The organism is Halorubrum halophilum, from assembly GCF_000739595.1.
Classification (GTDB): domain Archaea; phylum Halobacteriota; class Halobacteria; order Halobacteriales; family Haloferacaceae; genus Halorubrum; species Halorubrum halophilum.
The window spans coordinates 1-20344 of the sequence record NZ_BBJP01000018.1 but is presented as its reverse complement, the minus strand read 5'-3'; the positions used below and the strand labels follow the sequence as shown (position 1 = coordinate 20344).

General features: G+C 68.6%; 22 protein-coding genes. 9 read left to right on the top strand and 13 right to left on the bottom strand.

Annotated elements, in window-relative coordinates; genetic code table 11:
* The first annotated feature begins 327 nt into the window (after nucleotides 1–327).
* Both ACP96_RS06695 and ACP96_RS06690 read left to right on the top strand, forming a co-directional pair.
* Nucleotides 328–747, top strand: a complete 420-nt coding sequence (locus ACP96_RS06695) for a VOC family protein (RefSeq protein WP_050032744.1) — start codon at nucleotides 328–330, stop codon at nucleotides 745–747.
* An 84-nt stretch (nucleotides 748–831) separates the two neighbouring features.
* Nucleotides 832–1191 (top strand): hypothetical protein, encoded by a 360-nt coding sequence (locus ACP96_RS06690; protein WP_050032743.1) that lies wholly within the window; start codon nucleotides 832–834, stop codon nucleotides 1189–1191.
* 27 nt (nucleotides 1192–1218) lie between these two features.
* Here the strand turns inward: ACP96_RS06690 and metG are convergent, their stop codons facing one another.
* The 6 genes from metG to ACP96_RS06660 all read right to left on the bottom strand — a co-directional run bounded on the left by metG (nucleotide 1219) and on the right by ACP96_RS06660 (nucleotide 7424).
* Nucleotides 1219–3357 (bottom strand): methionine--tRNA ligase, encoded by a 2139-nt coding sequence (gene metG / locus ACP96_RS06685; protein ID WP_050032742.1) that lies wholly within the window; start codon nucleotides 3355–3357, stop codon nucleotides 1219–1221.
* A 68-nt stretch (nucleotides 3358–3425) separates the two neighbouring features.
* A complete protein-coding gene (locus tag ACP96_RS06680) occupies nucleotides 3426–4352 on the bottom strand; it encodes a thiamine-phosphate synthase family protein (protein WP_050032741.1) in 927 nt (308 codons plus the stop codon).
* The gene (gene dcd, locus ACP96_RS06675; protein WP_050024585.1) at nucleotides 4349–4972 is read right to left on the bottom strand and encodes a dCTP deaminase; all 624 of its coding nucleotides are present in this window, start codon (nucleotides 4970–4972) and stop codon (nucleotides 4349–4351) included. The genes ACP96_RS06680 and dcd overlap by 4 nt, the downstream gene beginning before the upstream one ends.
* An 85-nt stretch (nucleotides 4973–5057) precedes the next feature.
* Nucleotides 5058–5807 (bottom strand): YIP1 family protein, encoded by a 750-nt coding sequence (locus tag ACP96_RS06670; protein ID WP_050032740.1) that lies wholly within the window; start codon nucleotides 5805–5807, stop codon nucleotides 5058–5060.
* A gap of 111 nt (nucleotides 5808–5918) precedes the next feature.
* Nucleotides 5919–6509 (bottom strand): 50S ribosomal protein L15e, encoded by a 591-nt coding sequence (locus ACP96_RS06665; protein ID WP_050024580.1) that lies wholly within the window; start codon nucleotides 6507–6509, stop codon nucleotides 5919–5921.
* A 300-nt stretch (nucleotides 6510–6809) separates the two neighbouring features.
* Nucleotides 6810–7424, bottom strand: coding sequence for a TetR/AcrR family transcriptional regulator (locus ACP96_RS06660; RefSeq protein ID WP_050032739.1), 615 nt, complete (start codon nucleotides 7422–7424; stop codon nucleotides 6810–6812).
* Between the two features lie 170 nt (nucleotides 7425–7594).
* Here ACP96_RS06660 and ACP96_RS06655 point away from each other — a divergent pair, with 170 nt between their 5' ends.
* Both ACP96_RS06655 and ACP96_RS06650 read left to right on the top strand, forming a co-directional pair.
* Entirely contained in the window at nucleotides 7595–9295 is a 1701-nt protein-coding gene (locus ACP96_RS06655; RefSeq protein ID WP_050032738.1) for a COG1361 S-layer family protein, read from the top strand.
* A gap of 3 nt (nucleotides 9296–9298) precedes the next feature.
* Nucleotides 9299–11770 carry an efflux RND transporter permease subunit gene (locus ACP96_RS06650; protein ID WP_050032737.1) on the top strand — a complete coding sequence of 824 codons (2472 nt, stop codon included), beginning with the start codon at nucleotides 9299–9301 and terminating at the stop codon, nucleotides 11768–11770.
* A gap of 84 nt (nucleotides 11771–11854) precedes the next feature.
* Here the strand turns inward: ACP96_RS06650 and ACP96_RS06645 are convergent, their stop codons facing one another.
* Nucleotides 11855–12121, bottom strand: coding sequence for a hypothetical protein (locus ACP96_RS06645; RefSeq protein ID WP_050032736.1), 267 nt, complete (start codon nucleotides 12119–12121; stop codon nucleotides 11855–11857).
* A gap of 156 nt (nucleotides 12122–12277) precedes the next feature.
* On the opposite strand from ACP96_RS06645, the gene ACP96_RS06640 reads away from it, so the two are divergent.
* The 3 genes from ACP96_RS06640 (at nucleotide 12278) to ACP96_RS06630 (ending at nucleotide 14058) form a co-directional block, all read left to right on the top strand.
* A complete protein-coding gene (locus ACP96_RS06640) occupies nucleotides 12278–12493 on the top strand; it encodes a ribbon-helix-helix domain-containing protein (protein WP_050024576.1) in 216 nt (71 codons plus the stop codon).
* Entirely contained in the window at nucleotides 12486–13211 is a 726-nt protein-coding gene (locus ACP96_RS06635) for a queuosine precursor transporter (protein ID WP_050032735.1), read from the top strand. The genes ACP96_RS06640 and ACP96_RS06635 overlap by 8 nt, the downstream gene beginning before the upstream one ends.
* Nucleotides 13212–13326: 115 nt before the next feature.
* A complete protein-coding gene (locus ACP96_RS06630) occupies nucleotides 13327–14058 on the top strand; it encodes a DUF5781 family protein (protein WP_050024571.1) in 732 nt (243 codons plus the stop codon).
* Between the two features lie 213 nt (nucleotides 14059–14271).
* Here the strand turns inward: ACP96_RS06630 and ACP96_RS06625 are convergent, their stop codons facing one another.
* The 4 genes from ACP96_RS06625 to ACP96_RS06610 all read right to left on the bottom strand — a co-directional run bounded on the left by ACP96_RS06625 (nucleotide 14272) and on the right by ACP96_RS06610 (nucleotide 16913).
* Nucleotides 14272–14454: a DUF7511 domain-containing protein gene (locus ACP96_RS06625; protein ID WP_050024570.1), complete on the bottom strand. Its 183-nt coding sequence runs from the start codon at nucleotides 14452–14454 to the stop codon at nucleotides 14272–14274.
* Between the two features lie 177 nt (nucleotides 14455–14631).
* Complete coding sequence (hisF, locus tag ACP96_RS06620) at nucleotides 14632–15450, bottom strand: imidazole glycerol phosphate synthase subunit HisF (RefSeq protein ID WP_050032734.1); 819 nt, start codon at nucleotides 15448–15450, stop codon at nucleotides 14632–14634.
* A 71-nt stretch (nucleotides 15451–15521) separates the two neighbouring features.
* The gene (locus tag ACP96_RS06615) at nucleotides 15522–16520 is read right to left on the bottom strand and encodes a glycosyltransferase (RefSeq protein WP_050032733.1); all 999 of its coding nucleotides are present in this window, start codon (nucleotides 16518–16520) and stop codon (nucleotides 15522–15524) included.
* Between the two features lie 120 nt (nucleotides 16521–16640).
* Complete coding sequence (locus ACP96_RS06610) at nucleotides 16641–16913, bottom strand: helix-turn-helix domain-containing protein (protein ID WP_050024564.1); 273 nt, start codon at nucleotides 16911–16913, stop codon at nucleotides 16641–16643.
* 232 nt (nucleotides 16914–17145) lie between these two features.
* Between ACP96_RS06610 and ACP96_RS06605 the strand changes: the two genes are divergently transcribed.
* Nucleotides 17146–17937, top strand: a complete 792-nt coding sequence (locus tag ACP96_RS06605) for a class I SAM-dependent methyltransferase (RefSeq protein WP_050024601.1) — start codon at nucleotides 17146–17148, stop codon at nucleotides 17935–17937.
* Nucleotide 17938: 1 nt separating this feature from the next.
* Here the strand turns inward: ACP96_RS06605 and ACP96_RS06600 are convergent, their stop codons facing one another.
* Nucleotides 17939–18355, bottom strand: a complete 417-nt coding sequence (locus ACP96_RS06600; protein ID WP_050032732.1) for a TRAM domain-containing protein — start codon at nucleotides 18353–18355, stop codon at nucleotides 17939–17941.
* A gap of 60 nt (nucleotides 18356–18415) precedes the next feature.
* Nucleotides 18416–19066, bottom strand: a complete 651-nt coding sequence (locus tag ACP96_RS06595; RefSeq protein ID WP_050032731.1) for a helix-turn-helix domain-containing protein — start codon at nucleotides 19064–19066, stop codon at nucleotides 18416–18418.
* Between the two features lie 93 nt (nucleotides 19067–19159).
* On the opposite strand from ACP96_RS06595, the gene ACP96_RS06590 reads away from it, so the two are divergent.
* On the top strand, nucleotides 19160–20344 hold a 1185-nt coding region (locus ACP96_RS06590), incomplete at its 3' end, for a cytochrome P450 (protein WP_082222479.1).

The window sequence follows — 20344 nt, the reverse complement described above, 5'->3', positions numbered from 1 at the left end:
GGGACGCCGCGAGCGAAGCGAGCGGCGAGGCTGGGGAGGCGTGAGGTGCGGTGCTGTGCGGGGCGGGACTCAAAGGGGCAGTCGCGATTTCCGCGAGCGAAGCGAGCGGAAAGACGGGAGACGGAGTCTCCCGGAAGGACGACGCCCGGCGAGACAAGCACTGCAAGGAGCGAGCGTAGCGAGCGACTGAAGCGCGCAGCGAGCGACTGAAGCGCGCAGCGAGCGACTGGGGCTTTGGAAGTGTTTGCCGTCGATCCGTCAGCCACTTATAAACACTTCACGCACAGTCCCGACACCGTTTTCTCGTCGACCGCCGATCCACCGACCGTGTCCGATCCAACCGCTCACCACGTCGGCATCACCGTCGACGACCTCGACCGCGCCGTCGAGTTCTACACCGAGACGTTCGATCTCGACCTCCTCTCGGAGTTCTCAGTCGGCGGCGACGCCTTCGCCGAGGCGGTCGCCGTCGAGGGCGCGTCGGCCGAGTTCGCGCACCTCGACGCCGACGGCGTCCGCATCGAACTCGTCGCGTACGACCCCGCCGCCGAGTCGGCCAACGATCCGGAACTGAACCGTCAAGGAGCGACCCACCTCGGCCTGTCCGTCGACGACGTGGAGGCCTTCTACGCCGACCTCGACGACGACGTGGAGACGCTGAGCCCGCCGCGGACGACCGATACCGGAACGACGATCCTGTTCGTCAAGGACCCGGAGGGGAACCTGATCGAAGTGCTCGACGCCTGAAGCCACGAGATCGCCGCCCGTTCGGTCGGTAAACGCGAGCCGTCCACCGGGCGGTTTTTACGCCGCCGCCCCGCCTTAGAGGCCGTGCAAACGGACCTCCCGCTGGCCGCGGTCTGCGGCCTCTCGGTCGCGGTCGGCGTCTACGCGTTCCTCGCCCCTGACCCGTTCGTCGCGACGGCGATAGCGACGCTGTACGCCGCCGCGAGCTACTTCTACCTCGCGTTCGACGCCGCGCTGCTCGGGAGCGTCTTCGAGTTCACCGATCGATCGGAGAGAGTCGCCTACGCGGTCGGGATGTTCGGGTTAACGGTCAGCCCGCTTGCGGTCTGGGGCTACTCCGGGAACTCGGACGCCTCGTCGCTCCCGCTCGTGATCCTCGTTTTCGGCGTGATCGCATTTCTGCTCCTCGCCGCGCAGGCACACCGTCAGATCGACGCCGCCTGATCGGGGCGGAGAGGAGCGACTTCCGCCTCACTTCACCTTCGTCCCCGGCCCGGCGTCCTCGTAGGTCGTGAGGAGGTCGGCCTCCTCGCCGGCGGCCAGCACCATGCCGTTCGACTCGACGCCGAACAGCTCCGCCTTCTCCATGTTCGCGAGCACGACGACCTTGGTTCCGGGTAGGTCGTCCACGTCGTGAAGCTGCTTGAGCCCCGCAACGATCGTCCGGGTCTCCGCGCCGAGGTCGACGCGGAGCTTCAGGAGGTCGTCGGCGCCCTCAATGCCCTCGGCGTCCTCGATCCGGCCGATCCGGATGTCGAGTTCCTGGAAGTCGTCAAAGCTGATGCGGTCGTCGCTGAGTGGTTCGATGTCGGTCATGTCGTCGGTGTCGCCGCTGTCGTCGGTAGCGCCTTCGTCGGCCGGTTCGTCCTCGCTCTCGTCGCCGTCGCCGCCCTCACCGTCCTCCGTGTCGGCGACGCGCGACTCCAGCTTCTCGTTCAGCGCCTCGACGCGCTCGTCTTCGATCTGCTCGAACAGCTCCGTTGGCTCCGCGAGGTCCCCAGCGGGGCCTTCGCGGGCCGCCTCGACGGTGGCCTCGTGGACCGAGCCGTCCTCGCCGAGCTGGTCCCAGAGGCGCTCGCACTTCTCGGGCGCGACCGGCTCGAACAGGACCGCGATCGCCTTCGCGATCGCGACGCAGTCGTGGATGACCTGCGCGGCCTCCTCGGGGTCGTCGTCGACGAGCTTCCACGGCTCGCTGCGCTGGATGTACTCGTTGCCGAACCGCGCGAGATCCGTGACGGCGTCGCCGACCGCGCGCACGGAGTAGTCGTTGACGGCGGCCTCGAAGTCGGCGATCGCCTCCTCGATCCGCTCGTCGACCTCGTCGCTCGTCGCCTCCGCGATGGGGGCGTCGTCGTAGTTGCGGTGGGCGAAGAGGAGCGAGCGGTAGAGGAAGTTGCCGACGGTCCCCACCAGTTCGGTGTTCACGCGGTCGCGGAATTTCTCCCACGAGAAGTCCACGTCCTGCTGGAACCCGCCGTTGGTGGCGAGGTAGTAGCGCAGCGGGTCGGGGTGGAACCCCTCGTCGAGGTACTCGTCGGCCCAGACCGCGCGGTCGCGGCTCGTGGAGAACCCCTTCCCGCCGAGGGTGACGAAGCCGCTGGCCATCACGGCGCGCGGCTCGGTGTGGTCGGTCGCCTCCAGCATCGCGGGCCAGAAGATCGTGTGGTGCTGGATGATGTCGCGACCGATCACGTGGACGATCTCGCCGCCCTCGGGGTGCGCGTCGCTCGCGCCCTCCTTCCAGGCGGCCTCCCAGTCGAACGCGTCGGCGCCGACGCGCTCGGAGTACTGCTTCGTCGACGAGATGTACTCGATCGGGGCGTCGACCCAGACGTATAAGACGAGATCCTGCTCGCCGTCGTCACCCGGATAGTCGATCCCCCAGTCCATGTCGCGGGTGATACACCAGTCCTGCAGCCCCTGCTCGATCCACTCGCGGGGCTGGTTCCGGGCGTTCGAGGTCCCCTCAAGCCGGTCGAGGAAGCCGGAGAGGTACTCCGAGAACTCGGAGACGTCGAAGAACTTGTGCGTGCGCTCGCGGTACTCCGCGGGGTTGCCGGTGATCGTCGACTCCGGATCCTCGACCTCGCCGGGTTCGAGGTGGCGCTGACACCCCTCGTCGCACTCGTCGCCGCGGGCGTGCGCGCCGCAGTACGGGCAGGTCCCCTCGACGTACCGGTCCGGGAGGTACTGGTCGTCGACGGGGTCGTACGCGACCATGATCTCCTTCTCGTAGAGGTGGCCGGCCTCGTCGAGGTCGCGGACCAGCTCCTGGGTCAGTTCCGTGTTCGTCTCGTCGTGGGTGTGGCCGTAGTTGTCGAACTCGACGTTGAACTTCGGGAACGTCGCGGCGTACTGCTCGTGCCAGTCGAGCGCGAACTGCTCGGGAGAGACCCCCTCCTGCTCGGCGTTGACCGCGACGGGGGTGCCGTGCATGTCGGAGCCGGAGACGAACGCGGTCTCCTGCCCGAGTCGTTCGAGCGCGCGCCGGTACACGTCGCCGCCGACGTAGGTGCGGAGGTGGCCGATGTGGAGGTCGCCGTTGGCGTACGGCAGTCCACAGGTCACCACCGCCGGGTCGTCGGTGGGGAAGTCGTCGTGGCTCATATGGTGTGTATCGAAGTGTCGTGGATACGGGCCTAAAGCCCGCTGGTTCGGGGCCGTCGGGGCCCGGCTCAGACCAGCCCGCGGACGATCCGCGCCGCGTCGGCCGCTGTCGGCGCGAGCACGTAGACGATCGGCTCGACGCCGACCGCGCCCGTCTGGTAGAGGACGAGGGTCTCCTCGCCGTCGCCGGAACTCCCGTCGACCGCGCGCTCCGCGCCCGCGACCGCGTCGGCGACCGCCTCGCTCGTCGGCCGCTCGGGGTCGAACTCCACGGTCGGATGCGACGCCCCGAGCGCCTCGACGGTCTCGGGCGCGTACCGAACGTTCACCGCACCGCGGGCGGTCGCGCCCGCCTCGCGCGCGGCGAGCAGGACGGTCGCGACGTGCTCGCTCACGCCGAACTCGGGCTCGCCGGGGACCATCGCCTGCCCCTTCACGTCGACGAGGCGCCCGGGCACGGCCGCCACGTCGTCGATCGTCTTCGCGCCGTCGAGGCACTCGGCGACGTTGGCGCCGACGTTCGGGATGAGGCCGGCGAAGCCGGAGGCGTTCGTCAGGGTGCGGAGCCCGCGACGGACCGACGAGAGGACGCGCTCGCGCTCGCGGAGCCCGCTGTCCGGGTCGTGGACCGAGAACTCCACCTCGGCGTCGGCGAGCGCGGGCATCGCCTCCTCGTGGAGGTCCGCGAGAAGGTCGCCCTCCTCCAGCCGGCGGATGAGCACCTCGATCTCGACGAGCGCCGCGACCGGCGTCATCTCCCCCGCCGCGAGCCCCTCACCCACGCGCTCCACGAGCTCGCGGACGCGCTCGTCGCCGACGATCCGGTCGTGACGGGCCACGTCGCCGTGGGCGTACTTCGAGACCGCCGACTGGGAGATGCCGAGCGCGTCGGCGACCTCGCGCTGGGTGAACCCGCGCTCGCGGAGGTCCTCCGCCAGCATCGAGCGCACGGTCGGGAGGAATTCGTCGACGACGACCTCCTCGATGAACCTCATGACTCGCCCTCCGGGGCGCCGGAATCGGTGCCCTCCTCGTCCCCGTCGAACTCCGGATCGGAGCCGATCCGGGAGGCCTGCGGGCCGTCCTGGTTCTGGTACTTCGAGCCGCGCTCCGTCCCGTACGGGCGGTTCGCGGGCGATTTCAGCTCCGTGAAGATGAGCTGCGAGACGCGCATCCCGGGCGTGAGCGCGACGGGTGCGGTACCGAGGTTCGACAGCTCCAGCGTGATCTGGCCCTTGTACCCCGGATCGACGATCCCCGCGGTGGCGTGGATGACGATCGCGAGCCGTCCGAGCGAGGACCGGCCCTGCACGGTCGCGAGCAGGTCCGGCGGGATCTCCACGCGCTCCGTGGTGGTCCCGAGCACGAAGTCGCCGGGGTGGAGGATGAACTCCTCGCCCTTCGGGACGGTCGTCTCCGTGACGTACTCGCCGACCTCGTCGGCCTCGGTCGGGTGGATACAGGGGATGTTCGTGCGCTGGAACTCCAGGAATCGCTCGCCCAGCCGCAGGTCGACGCTCGCGGGCTGGACCTGCTGGTCGACGTCGTCGAGCGGCTCGACCACCAGGTCCCCGTCCGCGAGGCGGTCGAGGATGTCCGCGTCCGACAGGATCATGTCGGGAGAGGGACCCCGACCGGGTTAAAAACTCCCGAATCCGCGGACGTCGGTGGAGCCGGTTCGGCCCTTCGCCCGCCGGCCGTCACACCGCCGCGAGCACGAACCCGAGCAGCGCGAAGACGCCCGCGACCACGCCCGCGACCCCCCGATCGAGGTCGTGGTACGCCTCCAGTCCGCCGACGACCACGACCCACTGGACCCCGATCACGACCGCCGAGGCGGCCAGAAGCGGCCCCTGCATCGCGGAGATGGCCGCGACGATCTCCCTCGCGATCGACTCCATCGTGGTCCCGTCGACCGTTGTCGTCGCGAGCGCGTGCCAGATCGCGGCGAGCCCGGCGACCAGCCGGGCCAGCTCCGCGGCGATCGCCCACGCCGCGATCACGAACGAGTCGCCGAGGGAGCCGGCGCCGCCGGCGAGGCGCGCCCCGCCGTGGAGCGCGAGCGCGAAGATCGCCCACCAGATCGGCACGCCGATCAGCGCGTAGCCGACGTAGTCGCCCGACGCGCTCTGTAGTTCCTCGCCCACGTCCACGTCGATTCGCTCGGGCTCGTCGCACTGCTCCGCGAAGACCGGGTTCTCGTCGTCGCCGAACGCCTCGCAGGTCGACTCCGGCGGGCGGTCGGGGTTGTCGACCGTCACCTCGCGGTCGATCGTCGCGTCGAAGGCGGCGCCGAGCGCGACGATTCCGAGGGTTGCCGCGAGGGTGACGAAAACGACGACGCCGACCGTGAACATCTGATTGTCCGGCTTGAGCCAGCGGAAGCCGGCGCGCGAGCGATCGAGGAGACCACTGACGAGTTTGGAGGGAGCAGCGAGCGGGGAGGGCATACGCTGGGGATCTGTAAGACCTGACAAATGTCTTGTCCATCGATCGGTTCGGGACAGGTGACTGCGCTCCTATAAACGAGAGAAGTCGGTCGGAACGCGATCGACTGACCGTTACTTACCCTGCCGGTCGTTGCCGGTGACGCTCGGGCGGGTCTTCTCCGTGCCCTTCCCGCGCGTGCGCTGACCGCGACCCTTCGTGCCGGCGGAGGTGAGCCCACGGAATGCGCGCCCCTTGTGGTCGTCCGAGGCGATCCAGCCGAGATCGTCGTCGTTCTCGATCGCGGGGTGGTTCGGGTCCACCAGAATCACTTCGTGCCACTTCTGGGAGCCGTCCTCGCCGACCCAGTAGGAGTTGAGCACGCGGAGGTTCCGGTACTTGCGCGAGGCGCGCTCCTCCGAGATACGCTGGATCGACTTGCGCCGCGAGAGCCGGTTGACGCCCTGCCGCTTCGAGCGGCGGCCGGCCTTGTGGCGCTGCTTGCGGGAGCCGCCCTTGCGGACGCTCACACGGGCGACGATGACGCCCTGCTTCGCCTTGTAGCCCAGCTCGCGGGCCTTGTCCAAGCGAGTGGGACGCTCGATGCGCTCGATGGCGCCCTCGTCGCGCCACTCCTGTTTGCGCTGCCACTGCAGCTCTGCCAGTTTCCCCTCCTTGGGGGACCGCCACGCCTCCTTGATGTGCGAGTAGAAGCTTCGTGCCATATGTTGTCCGCGGACGGTTGCGATTCAGCCGCGAAGCGGCCACATGTCGTCTCGTCCCGGGGCGCAGCGTTGACGACCATCGCGGCGTCAAGGCCGGCTCCGGCGGCGAGTGCCCGCTGTGTCCGCACCAGCGAGTTGTCCGTATTTCCCGTGGTTCGCCCTTAACCGCTTCGCTACGGCGTTCGCGTGCGGGTGAGTCGCATACGGGAGGAACGATCGCGAATACGGGAGGGACGGATCGCGACCGAAGCGCGTGCGAAGCGGGCGCAGAACCGAACGAGAGCGGGTTGCCAGTCCGGCTCAGTCCACGAACAGCCCGTCGACGATCGTCTCGATCAGCGCGTCCTCGACGCGCTCGGCGGCAGCGTCGCTGTCGGTCCCGATCGGGGCGTTTCGCGCGCGTGCCGTGAAGAGGAGCGCGACGAACAGCCCGTCGATCAGCTCGGGGTCGTCGTACCGGATCGATTCGATCTCCGCCCACCGTTCGGCGTACGGGAGGTCCGACTCGTGTGCGTGCGGAGCGATCGGCTCCCCGTCCTCCTCCACGGCGGCGATCCGGTCCTGTAGCTTGCGCAGCTCGCCGTCGACGATCAGCGTCGAGATGAGGGGGTTCGACCGCACCTCCGCGAACAGGGTCGACAGGAACGCGCGCACCTCTTCTCGCGGGGTGTCGGCCGCCGTGACCGCCTCGGCGACGCGCTCCTCAAGCTCCGCGCGTTCGGCCAGTAACACCTCTACGTACAGCGCCTCCTTCGAGTCGAAAAACTGGTAGAACGTGCTCGTACCGATTCCGACCGCCTCGGTGACGTCTCTGATCCGCGTGCGATCGAACCCGAACTGCTCGAACAGCTCCCGGCCGGCCTCGATCAGCCGAGTCCGAATGCGCTCCCGATCGCGGTCGGTGAACCGACTCATATGCGTGACGAACGGACGGAGGTCGGCGAACGGTTTCCTTCCATCGATCGCCGATTTAGAACGCAGAAACAAAATATTTATTGATTCGTGAGCGTCAGGGATCCCATGGACTGGCCACGAGAGTTGTTCGACGAGAAACCGCCTAACCGACCCGTTTCGTCCGCGAGGGGATGGGCGTGAGACGGACGCGGATCCTCGCCGTGATCGCGGCGGCGCTGCTGGTAACGAGCGGGACGGTCGGGTTCGTCGCGGGCGCGACGCCGGCCGGGACGGCGACAGCCGGCCCGACCGCGGGCGACTCAGTCGCCGCCCTCGACGGCGCGGCGCCGACCGATCCGACCGCCCGACCGCAGAGTGGGGGACTCGTCCGCGGGTCGCCCGACCTGAGCGTGACCACGACCTCACCGCGGGTGACTCCCGGCCGGACGAACGAGCTCTCCCTCCAGATCTCGAACAACGGGGACATGGACCTCGGGACCGCACAGACCCGAGATATCGTCACGACCGCGCGAAACGTCCGCGTGACGGCTGAGGCGGACGACAACGCCCTCGACGTGGAGACCGGAACGGTCGCGATCGGCGCCGTCACCGACAGCGCACCCGGCGAGGCGCCGATCGCCGTGACCGTTCCCGAGGGTGTCGAGGAGGGGACCTACGAGCTAGACGTGGAGCTCGAGTACTCGTACACCCGCCAGCAGTCGGGCGGCGTCACCGAGGACCGAGAGCGGACCGTCACCGAGGAGGTCAAGCTCGAGGTCACCGATGACGCCCGCTTCCGGATCGTCAACACGACCACGGACGCCCAGATCGGCGACGGCGGAACGCTCGAAGCCGAAATCAAGAACGTCGGCGCGAGCGCCGCGAGCGACGCGGTCGTCTCGCTGGAGTCGTCGAGCGCCGGCCTCCGGTTCGGCGAGGCAGCGTCCGACGCCGCGCGGATCGGTGAGCTGGACGCCGGCGAGACGACGACCGTCCCGTACGACGTGACGTTCGCGCCGGACGCCCCGATGCGCGAGTACGCCCTCAGCGGGTCCGTCCGATTCGACACCACTGACGGGGTCCAACGAGTCGACGAGGGGCTCGCGGCAGGCGTCGTCCCCCTCGCCGAACAGCAGTTCTCCGTGAGCGACGTCGAGTCCGACCTGCGCGTCGGCGAGGACGGTGCGGTCTCGGGCACCGTGACTAACGACGGCCCGGTCGAGGCCCGAAGCGTCGTGGTACAGTACACCGGCGACGACCCGTCTCTGATCCCGATCGAGAGTTCGGCGGCAGTGGGTTCGCTCGGGTCGGGAGAGTCGACCGACTTTGAGCTCCCGATGGCCGTCGGCGGCGAGGCCGAGGACGGCCTTCGGTCGGTGGACCTCGCGGTCAGATACCGCAACGACGAGGGCGAGCGGCGGGCTGACGAGACGCTCGCCCTCGACGCGTCGGTCGCCCCAGAACGCGACCGATTCGGCGTCGAGATCACCAACCGCACTATCGAGTCGGGTGGAACCCGGACCGTCGACGTGGCGGTGACGAACAACCTCGACGAGACGGCCGCCGACGTCGAGGCTCGGCTCTTCGCCAACGACCCGCTCGACACCGGCGACACCGACAGCGGGTACGTCCGATCGCTCGATCCCGGCGAGACCGCGACCATGACTTTCGAGCTGACCGCGACGGGCACCGCGACGCCGGGGAGCACGTACCCGATCTCGCTCGACTTCCGGTACGACGACGCGGACGGCGACAGCCACCTGACCGACACCTACCGGGTCCCCATCGACGTCGTCGAGGCCGAGGGCGGCGGGCTGCCGCTTCCCCTGATCGTCGTCGCGCTCCTGATCGTCGGGACCGCCGGGCTCGTCGCGTACCGGAGGCGGCAGTAGCCGATGCCGCTCGGTGAGCAGATCGAGGCCGGGACGAGGCGGCTCAACGACGCGATCATCGACAGTCCGCGGCGAGTCATCGTCGCGTTCCTCGTCTTGACCGTGGTGTTCACCGGCGGAATGGGCCTCGTCAGCACGGACACCGAGGCCACCGATTCGTTCACCGAAGGCCTCGACGAGCAGGAGGCGCTCGACGCCGTCAACCAGGAGTTCGAGGACCCGTTCGCGGCCGGCGACGAGCGCACGCAGGTTATCCACTCGGGGAGCAACGTCCTCACCAAGGAGGCGCTCGTCAGGAACCTCCGGGTCTTAGAGGAGGTCGAGTCGCGAGACGACCTCCGGGTGGCCTCGACGAGCGGACCGGCCACGGTGGTCGCACAGGCGATCGACCCCTCGGCGACCACCGCGGCCGAACAGCGGCGCGTCTTGGAGTCGACGAGCGAGACCCGCGTCCGGCAGGTCGTTCGCGACCTCTCCGAGAACTCCGGGTTCACGAGGCCGCTGTCGACGGACTTCAACCCGACGAGCGCGAGCGCGTCGGCGTCGATTACGGTCGTCACACACGACGTACCGGCGGGGTTCTCCGACGGCGACCGCCAGGAGATCCAGACGTCGATCCGGACGATTGCGGCGGACCAGCCGGGGGATATCACGGCGTTCGGGACCGGCATAACGAACGCCGAGACGGCCAACGTCATCGGCGACTCGCTCACCATCGTGATGCCCGTCGTCGTGCTGTTGCTGCTGTTGTTCCTGGTCGTCGCCTACCGCGATCCGATCGACCTCGCGCTCGGGCTGTTGTCGCTTCTGATGACCGTCATCTGGACGTTCGGGTTCCTCGGGTTCTCCGGGATCCCCTTTAACCAGCAGATGATATCTGTCCCCGTCCTGTTGCTCGCGGTCGGGGTCGACTTCGGGATCCACATCATCAACCGCTACCGCGAGGAGACCGCCGAGGGATACGAGGCCACCGAGGCGATGCGCGAGGCGAACAACCAGCTGATGATCGCGTTCATCATCGTCACCGTGACCACCGTGTTCGGGTTCGGCGCGAACGTGATATCGGACCTCACGCCGATCCGGAACATGGGGATCGCCTCGGCGATCGGGATCGTGTTCACGTTCCTGATCTTCGGGCTGTTCCTCCCGGCGGCGAAGCTGGTCGTCGACAGGCTACGAGAGCGGTACGGGGTCCCCGAGTTCAACTCGGCTCCGATCTCCTCCGAGGACTCGGCGCTCGGGAAGCTCCTGACGTTCCCGGCGCAGGTCAGCCAGTACGCGCCGATCGCGTTCGTGGTGGTGCTGCTCGTGACGGGCGGGATGGCCGCGGCGTACGGCAGCGGCGTCGACACCTCCTTCGAGACCGAGGACTTCCTCCCGCCCGAGGAACAGCCGGACTACGTGACCGGGCTCCCGGAGCCGTTCGCGCCGAGCGAGTACACCGTCGCCGAGACGCTGAACCTCCTCGAAGACCGCTTCTCGACCAATCAGGACCAAACGGTGAAGTTGTACGTGGAGGGGAACTTCGAGGAGGGCCACGCGCTGGAGGCCCTCGCAGACCCGAACGACGACCCGCCCGAGTCGCTCGCGGTCGGCGACGGCGGGGCCGCGCGGCCGACCAGCATCGTGACGGTGATGCGGTCCCACGCCGACGAGAACCCGGAGTTCGCCGAGCTGATCGCCCGCAACGACGTCGACGGCAACGGGATCCCCGACCGAAACCTCGACCGCATCTACGACGTGCTGTTCGCCTCCGCGTCCGGCGACCGCGCCGAGCAGTACCTCACCCCGGACCGACGGAGCGCGCAGGTCGACTACGCGATCGAGTCCGGGGCCTCGCAGGCCGAGGCCGCGGCCGACACTCGCGAGTTCGCCGAGCAGTTCCGGTACGAGACCACCGCCACCGGCCAAGTGGTCGTCTTCGACGCGGTGACGGACATCATCTTCGACTCCGCGATCCAAGGACTGATCCTCGCGATGGGACTGACGGGAGTGTTCCTCGTCATCGCGTACGCTGTCCTGGAGGGCAAGCCGCTCCTCGGGATCGTGAACCTCTTTCCGATCCTGATCGCGATCGCGTTCCTCCTCGGGACGATGCGGTTCCTCGGGATGTCGCTGAACGCGCTGACCGCGACGATCCTCTCCATCTCGATCGGACTCGGGATCGCCTACTCGGTGCACGCGACGCACCGCTTCATCGACGAGTTCAACGCGGGCGCGGACGCCTACGAATCGATGATCATCACGCTCTCGGGGACGGGCGGCGCCCTGCTCGGGAGCATGCTCACCACCTCGCTCGGGACGGGTGCGCTCGCGCTCGCCATCACCCCGGTTCTCGGTGACTTCGGCCTCCTGATGGCGCTGAGCGTAGTGTACTCGTTCGGATTCACCGTGATCGCGCTTCCGCCCGCGGTGTTGTTGTGGGAGCGCTACCGCGGCGCATGGTCCGGGATCGGGACGCCGAGTCCGCAGTGAGGCGGTCGGGGGTCTCTCGCGTCCCGGCGCGGTCGGCGGCGGCGCTCTCGCGACGAACGCCCGGCGGGGACCCCGATCGCCCTCTCACCCGTGTATCCGTTCGCGAGAGGCGCCGATGACCGCCCAAAACGCCAGCCAGGCGAAGAGGAAGGCGAACACGAGCCACATCGGCGACAGCGATCGGAGCGGGCTCGTCAGCTCGACCAACGCCGGCAGCGAGAACAGAAAGAGGACCGCGGCAGCGCCGCCGCCGACGAGGCACTCCAGAAACCGGTAGAGCGCGTCAGCGTCGGGGGCCGCGCCCGCGATCCGACGATGCCCGTTCTCCCGCCCGCGGTTTGGTGTGGTCACACATACCACCACCTTATACTACATGATAGATAATTATAAATTTGTCGCAGTTCGAGACGGACCGCCGGCGTCTGACCGCGCTCGCCGCCACACGATATTCTTCATGGAATACTCGAATAAGAACGCTCTTATCGGTCCGGCGTCGACCGGCTCGGTATGCCCAAGATAAGCGTCGAGATCCCGGGCGAGCTGCTCGACGACCTCGACGAGCACGTCGGCGACGACGGGAAGTTCGTGAACCGCAGCGACGCCGTCCGCGCGTCGATCCGCAAGACGCTCGACGTGCTCGACGAGATCGACGCGCGCCACGACCGGCTCGAAGACGAGTCGGTCGAGAGAGCGTCGAAGCCCACCGGAGGCGACGATGAGTGAAGGGACGGCGACGCGGACCGGGAGTGACGGCCCGTTCGCGGCCGACCCGCTCGATCGGTCCGCGGTGGCCGCGGTCGGGCTGATCACGCTGTTCGTCGTCGCCTTGGCCACCTCGCAGCTCACCGCGGCGAAGGTGCTCGCGCTCCCGCTGCCGTTCGCGCTCCCGGTGATCGGCCCCGAGATCACGCTGCCGGGCGCCGCGCTGGCGTACGCGCTGACGTTCCTGGCGTCGGACTGTTACGCGGAGCTGTACGGGCGTCGCGCCACGCAGGTGGTCGTCAACGTCGCCTTCCTGGCGAACTTCCTCGTGCTCGCCTTAGTCTGGTCCACGCTCGCCGCGCCGGGAATCGACCCGGAGATCGCCGCCGCCTTCGACACGGCTCTCGGCCCGGCGACCAATATCGTCGCCGGGAGTCTGCTCGCGTACGTCGTGAGCCAGAACTGGGACGTGTTCGTCTTCCACGCGATCCGCGACCGCACCGGGCGCGGGATGCTGTGGCTGCGCAACCTCGCGTCGACCGCCAGCAGTCAGGCCATCGACACCGCGATCTTCGTCGGCGTCGCGTTCTACGTCGCCCCGATCCTGCTCGGCGTCGGGAACCCCCTCCCGCCGAGCGCCCTCCTCGCGCTCGGACTCGGCCAGTACCTCCTCAAACTCGCGATCGCCGTCCTCGACACGCCGATCGTCTACCTCGTCGTCGGCGCTGTGCGCGAGTAACGCCGGCTCCGGCGGCCGCACCGTCCGAAACGACCGAGAGGCACTCGGCCGCACGGCGGAAAAGGCTTCGACAGGCGCAAGAGACTTACCCGACTATCCCGTGTGAACGGTACGCATGGATCTCCGCGTGCAGGGGGATGTCCCCCCCGACCCGTTTCTCGGCGCCGCCGACCTGTTCGAGACCGAGTGCTCTCTCGACGACCCGGTCCACGTGAAGGTGCGCGAGGACCCCGACGAGCGGACGTGGGCCGGCCACTACGACGGCTACCACGTCCTGAACGTCTCGAAGCGCGCCGCCACCAGCGCGATGGCCCGCGAACTCGCCGTCCACGAGCTCTCGCACATGGCCCGCTACGAGGAGGGCCACGCCTCCCACGTTCAGTCGACGGAAGAGGCGTTATACCTCGGACTCTCCGGTGAGAAGGTCGAGCGCCGCAAGCTCGCGCACTGCTACCAGATCGCGAACCACATGAAGGACATCTACGCCGACGACATCACGCTCTCGGTCGCGCCCGCGGACAAGCTCCTCGGCTTCCTCGAATCGACCCTCGCGGCCGCCGTCGCCGACCGCCCCGAGGTCTCACGGGACGGCTCCCAGCCGGTTACGGGCGGCGCAGACCCGGAGATCACCGCGGTCAACGCCGCGTTCGCGCTCGCCTTGGTCGAGCGCCACGACATCGCCGGCCCGGACCACCGCATCTACGACCTCGCTCGCGCCGCCGGCAGCGACACCGACGCCGTCGACGTCGACGCGTTCAAGGAACGGTTCCTCGCGCTCGGCCCCGACCCCTCCGAGAGCGACTACCGGAAGGCGTTGGTCGCGGCCGCTCGCGCGTACGCCGTTTGAACGAAAACCCGCGCGGACGCCGTTTCGGATCGAGCCCGATCAGCGACGAAGTCGACGGATCGCGACGATCACTTATAAATGAAAACGCGGTCGGCGCGGCTGGGGATTTGGACGTATCCGTCGCTATTGAGCCGAGCGCTCATAAACCGACACTGAGCGCTCGGAATTCACGGGTTTATGGCGAAAATACGCAAAAACCGGTCTGCACCGGACTTATCGCCACTCGTCTGCCGGCACGCAGTCCGCCGCGTCGACCGTGATCCACCGGGTCGTCCGCTCGTCGGGATCGCGGTCCCGCTCGAAGAACGTCACCTCCTCGCCGTCAGAGTCGCCGTCGCTCCGCCTACAGACGAGCTCCGACCGCTCGGCACGGACGCGCGTCGATGACGTGGACATATGTCCCAGTCTGTTCCCGATCGGATAATAAGTATTGGTTTTCGGTCGCGATCGGCGAAACAACAGTCGTTGATGTCCGAAATTAACTGAACCTCGAGTAAAACAACGAATCGGCTTCTTTCCCCGACAATCGCCACTGCATATCCCCGCCTCACAGCCGCACCGATACGCCACCGCCTACAGCCGGACGGGAACGCCGCGCTCGTCGAGGTACTCCTTCGTCTCCTCGATGGAGTAGTCGCCGAAGTGGAAGATGGAGGCCGCGAGCCCGGCGTCCGCGTTCGCCTCCGTGAACACGTCGTACATGTCCTCGGGGCCGCCGCAGCCGGAGGAGGCGATGACGGGCGTCGAGACGGCGTCGCACACCGCCGTCATCAGCGGGATGTCGTACCCGTCCTTCGTCCCGTCCTTGTCGATGGAGTTGACGAACAGCTCGCCCGCGCCGCGCTCCTCGGCCTCCTTCGCCCACGAGACGGCGTCGATACCGGTGCCCTCGCGGCCGCCCTTCTTGGTGCACTCGAACCAGACCGTCTCGCCGTCCTCGTCCTCGTAGAAGTGCTCGCCCTCGTCGTCGTGCCGGCGGCGTGCGTCGACGGAGATGACGATACACTGGCTGCCGAACGCCGCCGCGCCCTCCTCGATGAGTTCGGGCCGCTCTAAGGCGCCGGTCGTGATCGACACCTTGTCCGCGCCGGCGCGGAGCGTCTCCTTAATGTCGGCCTTGGTGCGGATACCGCCGCCGACCGTCAGGGGGATGAAACACTCGTCGGCGACCGCGTTCACCACGTCGAGCATCGTCTCGCGGCCGTCCGCGCTCGCGGTGATGTCGAGGAAGACGAACTCGTCTGCGCCCGCCTCGTTGTACTTCTTCGCCAGTTCGACCGGGTCGCCGGTGTACTCCAGGTTCTCGAAGTTGACGCCCGTGTACACCGCCGCGTCCCCGTCGTCGTCGAGGTCGACGTCGATACAGGGGATGATCCGCTTCGTGAGTCCCATTCGTTACCGGTCGTTGGCGGCGGCCGAGGTTAAAAGGCGCGGGGTCGCCGGCGGCTCGCACCGCCGGTCCGTCACTCCTCTGCCTCCGATCGCCGGTCGTACTTCGCGACGGCGCGGTCGGCGCGCTCCGAGATGCCGTTCGGGTTCCGCGCCGGGCTCCGGTCGCGGCTCCGCGCGACGAGGCCGTCGGAGCTCCCGCCGGCGAGCCCGAGAATCACGTCGCGGCCGGTTGAGACCCACCGCGACGGGGTGGATTCCCCACGGAGCACGTCGCCGGCGGCTCCGAAGGCGTCCGTCGCCGCGTGCGTTCCGGCCCGCGCGACGACGGACGGACGGACCCCGTAGTTCTTCAAGAGGCGGTACGCGAGCGCCCGGTACTTCCATCCCCACTCCCGGGCGCTGCGGCCGCCGTCGGCCGCCGTCGGACTCGGGAGCTCCTTGGCGACCGCCATGCCCTCGCGCCACGCCACGGTCCGCCCCATCTGCGCCAGCCGGTGGGCCGCGTCGCGTGCACCCCCCGTGTGAAGGTACTCGTCGAAGCCGTCCAAGTCCCGAAGCGTCTCGCGCCGGAAGGCGACGTTGCCGCCCTCGAAGTAGGTCACCTCGGTGCCCGCGATCGCTCGGCGTTCCGGGCCGTCTTCCTCGTCGTCGCCGTCACGTCTCTTCTCGTCGCTCTCGGTGCGTTCCTCGTCGATAAACGCCTCGCCGTCGCGCTCCTCCTTCGGCTCGATCGGGGTCACCGGCCCCGTCACGGCGTCCGCGTCGTCGAGTCCGGCGCGGACGGCGTCAAGCCACCCCGCTCCGATCCGGTTGTCGTAGTCGACGAGGGCGACCGCCTCGCCGGTGGCCACCTCGATGCCCGCGTTGCGGGCGACGTTGACCGTGCGGTCGGAGATCTCCACCAGCACGTCCACGTCCTCGCGGTCCCGCACCATCCCGGTGGTGCCGTCGGCGGAGGGGCCGTTGGCGACGATCACCTCCGCCTCAGGAGCGTGGGCCGCCAGCGCGTCGAGACAGGCGGCCAACCGGTCCCGTCCGTTGAGCGTGGGAACGACGACCGAGAGGTCCATACGGTCGGGTATCGAGGCCGAGGATTAAAAAGGGCTCTGTGCGGGGCCGGCGACGCGGCTGCGCCGCGAGCCGGCCGGCGAGCGTTCGAACGGACGGGCAGAAGCGGATCAGCGCGCCGTTCAGACGGTCAGGTAGTACACCTGCTTGCGCGCGTCCTTGAAGCTGTAGCGGGAGTCGACGAGCCCCTCCTCCTCCAAGCGGTTGAGCGCGTAGCGGACGGTCCGGTCGGGTAGCAGGGACTCCTCGGCGAGGCCACCCTGCGAGAGGGGGGCGTCGCCCTCCAGTACTTTTGCGACGAGTTTGGCGCTCGGGGGGAGTTCGCGCAAGCGATCGCGGTATTCGGCTTCCGAGAGGCGGTCCTGGTCGGCGGTCTCCGCGGGACTGGTACTCATGTTTCACGACAAGTCTGCGCCTATTGGTAAAGGTTGGCTACATATAGGGCAATTTGATTGCAATAATATAATGTGTTAATATCACAGCTCAGCGAGCGGTCGATCGAGGTGGGAGGCCCGTCCCGCCGATCGAATCGTCGGCCGACCCGTGGGTCGGCGACGCCGCCGACGCCGAGCAGACGCCGACCGTATCCAGTACGGTTTTGTCGGTCGGGTGTGCAGTACGGACAACGTGAAGGGACAGGACTGGTACCAGGCCGACGAGGTCGCGGAGGAGTACGAGGACGTACGGTTCTCCGGCGGCGGAGAGCTCATCGACCGGCGCGAGAAGGAGGCGGTCCTCTCGGCGCTCGGACCGATCGAGGAGGGACACCGCGTGCTGGAGGTCGCCTGCGGCACCGGCCGGTTCACGACCATGCTCGCGGATCGGGGCGCGGACATCGTCGGGCTCGACATCTCCAGGGAGATGCTCGAACAGGGGCGCGAGAAGGCCGCCGAGGCGGGGCTCTCGGACACGGTCGAGTTCGTCCGCGGGGACGCCTCTCGGCTCCCGTTCCCGGATAATCACTTCGACACCGTGGTCGCGATGCGCTTTTTCCACCTGATGGACGACCCGGTGCCGTTCGCCCGCGAGCTGCGCCGCGTTAGCGCCGATCAGGTGTTCTTCGACACGTTCAACGGCCGCAGCCTGCGGACGCTGTACACGTGGCTGCTCCCGATGGGCTCCCGGCTCTACTCCGAGCGGCAGGTCGTCGACATGCTCCGCGCGGCGGACCTGACGCTCGCCGGCGAGGAACACGACTTCGTGCTGCCGTACGGCTTCTACCGCGAGCTCCCCGGCCCCGTCGCGAAGCCGTTCCGCGTGATCGACGAGCTCGTCGGCAACACGATACCGGGCGACTACGTGGCCTCCGTCTCCTACTGGGACGCTCGGGTCTCCGGGGGTGGCGCTGACGGCGACGCCGACAGCGATTCCGCCGCCGGCGACGACGCGGAACCCGCCGACAGCGACGACGACGAGTGAGCTACTCCGACTCCTCGACGACTTCCCCGACCGCGAAGTTCGATTTGACTTCCGTTACCTCGATTTTTACGCGCTCGCCGACTTCCGTGTCCGGGACGATGATCACGTAGCCGCGCTCGACGCGAGCGATCCCGTCGCCCTGCTTGCCGAGGTCCTCGATCTCGACGTAGCGCATCTCGCCGGGCTCGACCGGGGGCTGCGGCCCGTCGTCGGCCCGGGACGCGGAGGCGTCGATGCCCCCGTCGGTCCCCTCATCCGTCTCGGACTCGGACCGAGAGATGAGCGCGACGCGGTACGTCTCGCCCGGCTCCAGCGAGCCGGTCTCGACCTCGCGTCGCGGGACCTCCACGACGTACTCGCCGTCTTCCTCGCGAACGTCGGCGCTGAACAGACAAAGGAGCTTCTCTGAGATCTCCATAGTAGACTCCAGCGAAACGTGGAGACGGACCAGTATAGTTGTACCGCCGACACGCCGGGGTCACCCGTCGAGGGAGGCACCGACGAGCGCGGCCTCCGCCTTGCGGAGGTGGGCCCCGGCCGTCGACGACGAACACCCGATCGCCTCGGCCACGTCGGCGACCGACCCGGACCGCGGTACGTCGTAGTACCCGACGCGGCGCGCGGCGCGGAGCGCCTCGCGCTGGCGCTCCGTGAGGCCAACGCCGGCCAGCCGTCGACCGCCCCCGTACGACCCGACCCGTTCGATCGTGACGTCGATCGAATCCGGAACGGCGGAGAGCACGTCTCGCAGTTGGTTCGGCGGGCCGATCAGCCCGAACGACAGCCGGCCGCCCGATCGGTACACGATCGGGGGGACGGAGAGGAATTCCGTGTCGACGAACGCGCCGAGGAACGTCTCCAGCGGCCCGCCGAGCTGTTCGTAGGCCTTGAGGTAGAACGCGTCGTCGCCGGGAGCCGTCTCGAAGCGGTCGATCGGATCGACAGCTCGCAGTCGTTCGAGGTACCGCTCTCGGGGGGCGACAACGCGGAACAGCGTGACGAGCGTCTCGTCGGGGAGCCGACGCCACGTCAGCAGCTCCGTCCGCCACCCGTCGCCGTCGTCGAGGAAGTCGTGCATCGGATGTCGAATCGACGGCGGAAATGCGAACTTCACGCGGACGTATCGCATACGGCTCGTGGCGTCCGCCTGCCACTTGAAACTTAAAAACGCACGGACCCATCCGTGCGAAGGCTCAGCGCGCTCCCTCCGCGATCCGATCGTATGAGCGACACGACGCGGCCGCCGGCTCCCGGCGGGCTCCCGGTGCTCGGAAACGTCCACGAGCTCGCGAGCGACGCGCTCGGGTTCTACGAACGGCGAGCCGCCGAGCACGGCGGGGTCGTCCGGTACGACGTGTTCGGCACGGAGAGCTACCTCGTGACCGATCCCGAGGCGATCGGACAGATTCTCGTCGCGGACCACGACCGGTTCGTAAAAGGCGAGATGCCCCGCGAACAGCTCGGCGGCCTCCTCGGCGACGGGCTGTTCCTCGCCGAGGGGGAGGCGTGGCGCGAGCAGCGCGCGGCGATCCGGTCGGCGTTCTTCCGCGGACAGGTCGCCGCCTACGGCGATGCGATGGTCGAACACGCCCGCGGGACGGCGGCCTCGTGGGAGGACGGTGCGGTCGTCGACGTGCACGCCGCATCGACCGAGTACGCGTTCGCCGTCCTCGCGGAGAGCCTGCTCGGGAGCGACATCGAGCGCGAGCGCGAGACGGTCCGGGCGGCGGCCGAGGCCATCACCGACCGGTTCGACATGCGCCGGCCGACTTCGTTCCTCCCCGAGTGGCTCCCGACTCCGACAAACCGACGCTACCGCCGGCGGCTCGACGCCCTCCGCGAGACGATACGCGACCTCGTCGCGGAGCGCCGCGCCGCCGGTCCGCCGACCGACCCGGGCGCCGCGGACGACCTCCTCGGGACCCTCGTCGCGGCCGCGGAGCTGGGGGCGCTCGACGACGACGAGCTGGTCGACAACGCGGTGACGTTCCTCTTCGCCGGCCACGAGACGAGCGCCCTCGGGCTGACGTACGCGCTCTACTGTCTCGCCGACGCCTCCGAGTTCCAAGAGCGGGTTCACGCGGAGATCTCAGCGCTCGATGGGGATCCGACGCCCGCTGACCTCCGCGACTGTCCCGCGCTGACCGCGGCGGTCGACGAGGCGCTCCGTCTGTACCCGCCGGTTCACTCCTTCTTCAGGGAGCCGACCGAGCCGGTTTCGCTCGGCGGGTACCGCGTCCCGGCCGGCGTCGTGCTCACGCTCTCCCCGTGGGCGGTCCACCGCGACGGGCGCTGGTGGGACAGGCCCGAGACCTACCGCCCCGAGCGCTGGCTCCGCGAGGCCGAGGACGGCGAGGTCGTTCACGGCGACGACCGCCCCGGACCGGCGGGGGGGGGGCGCCCCCCC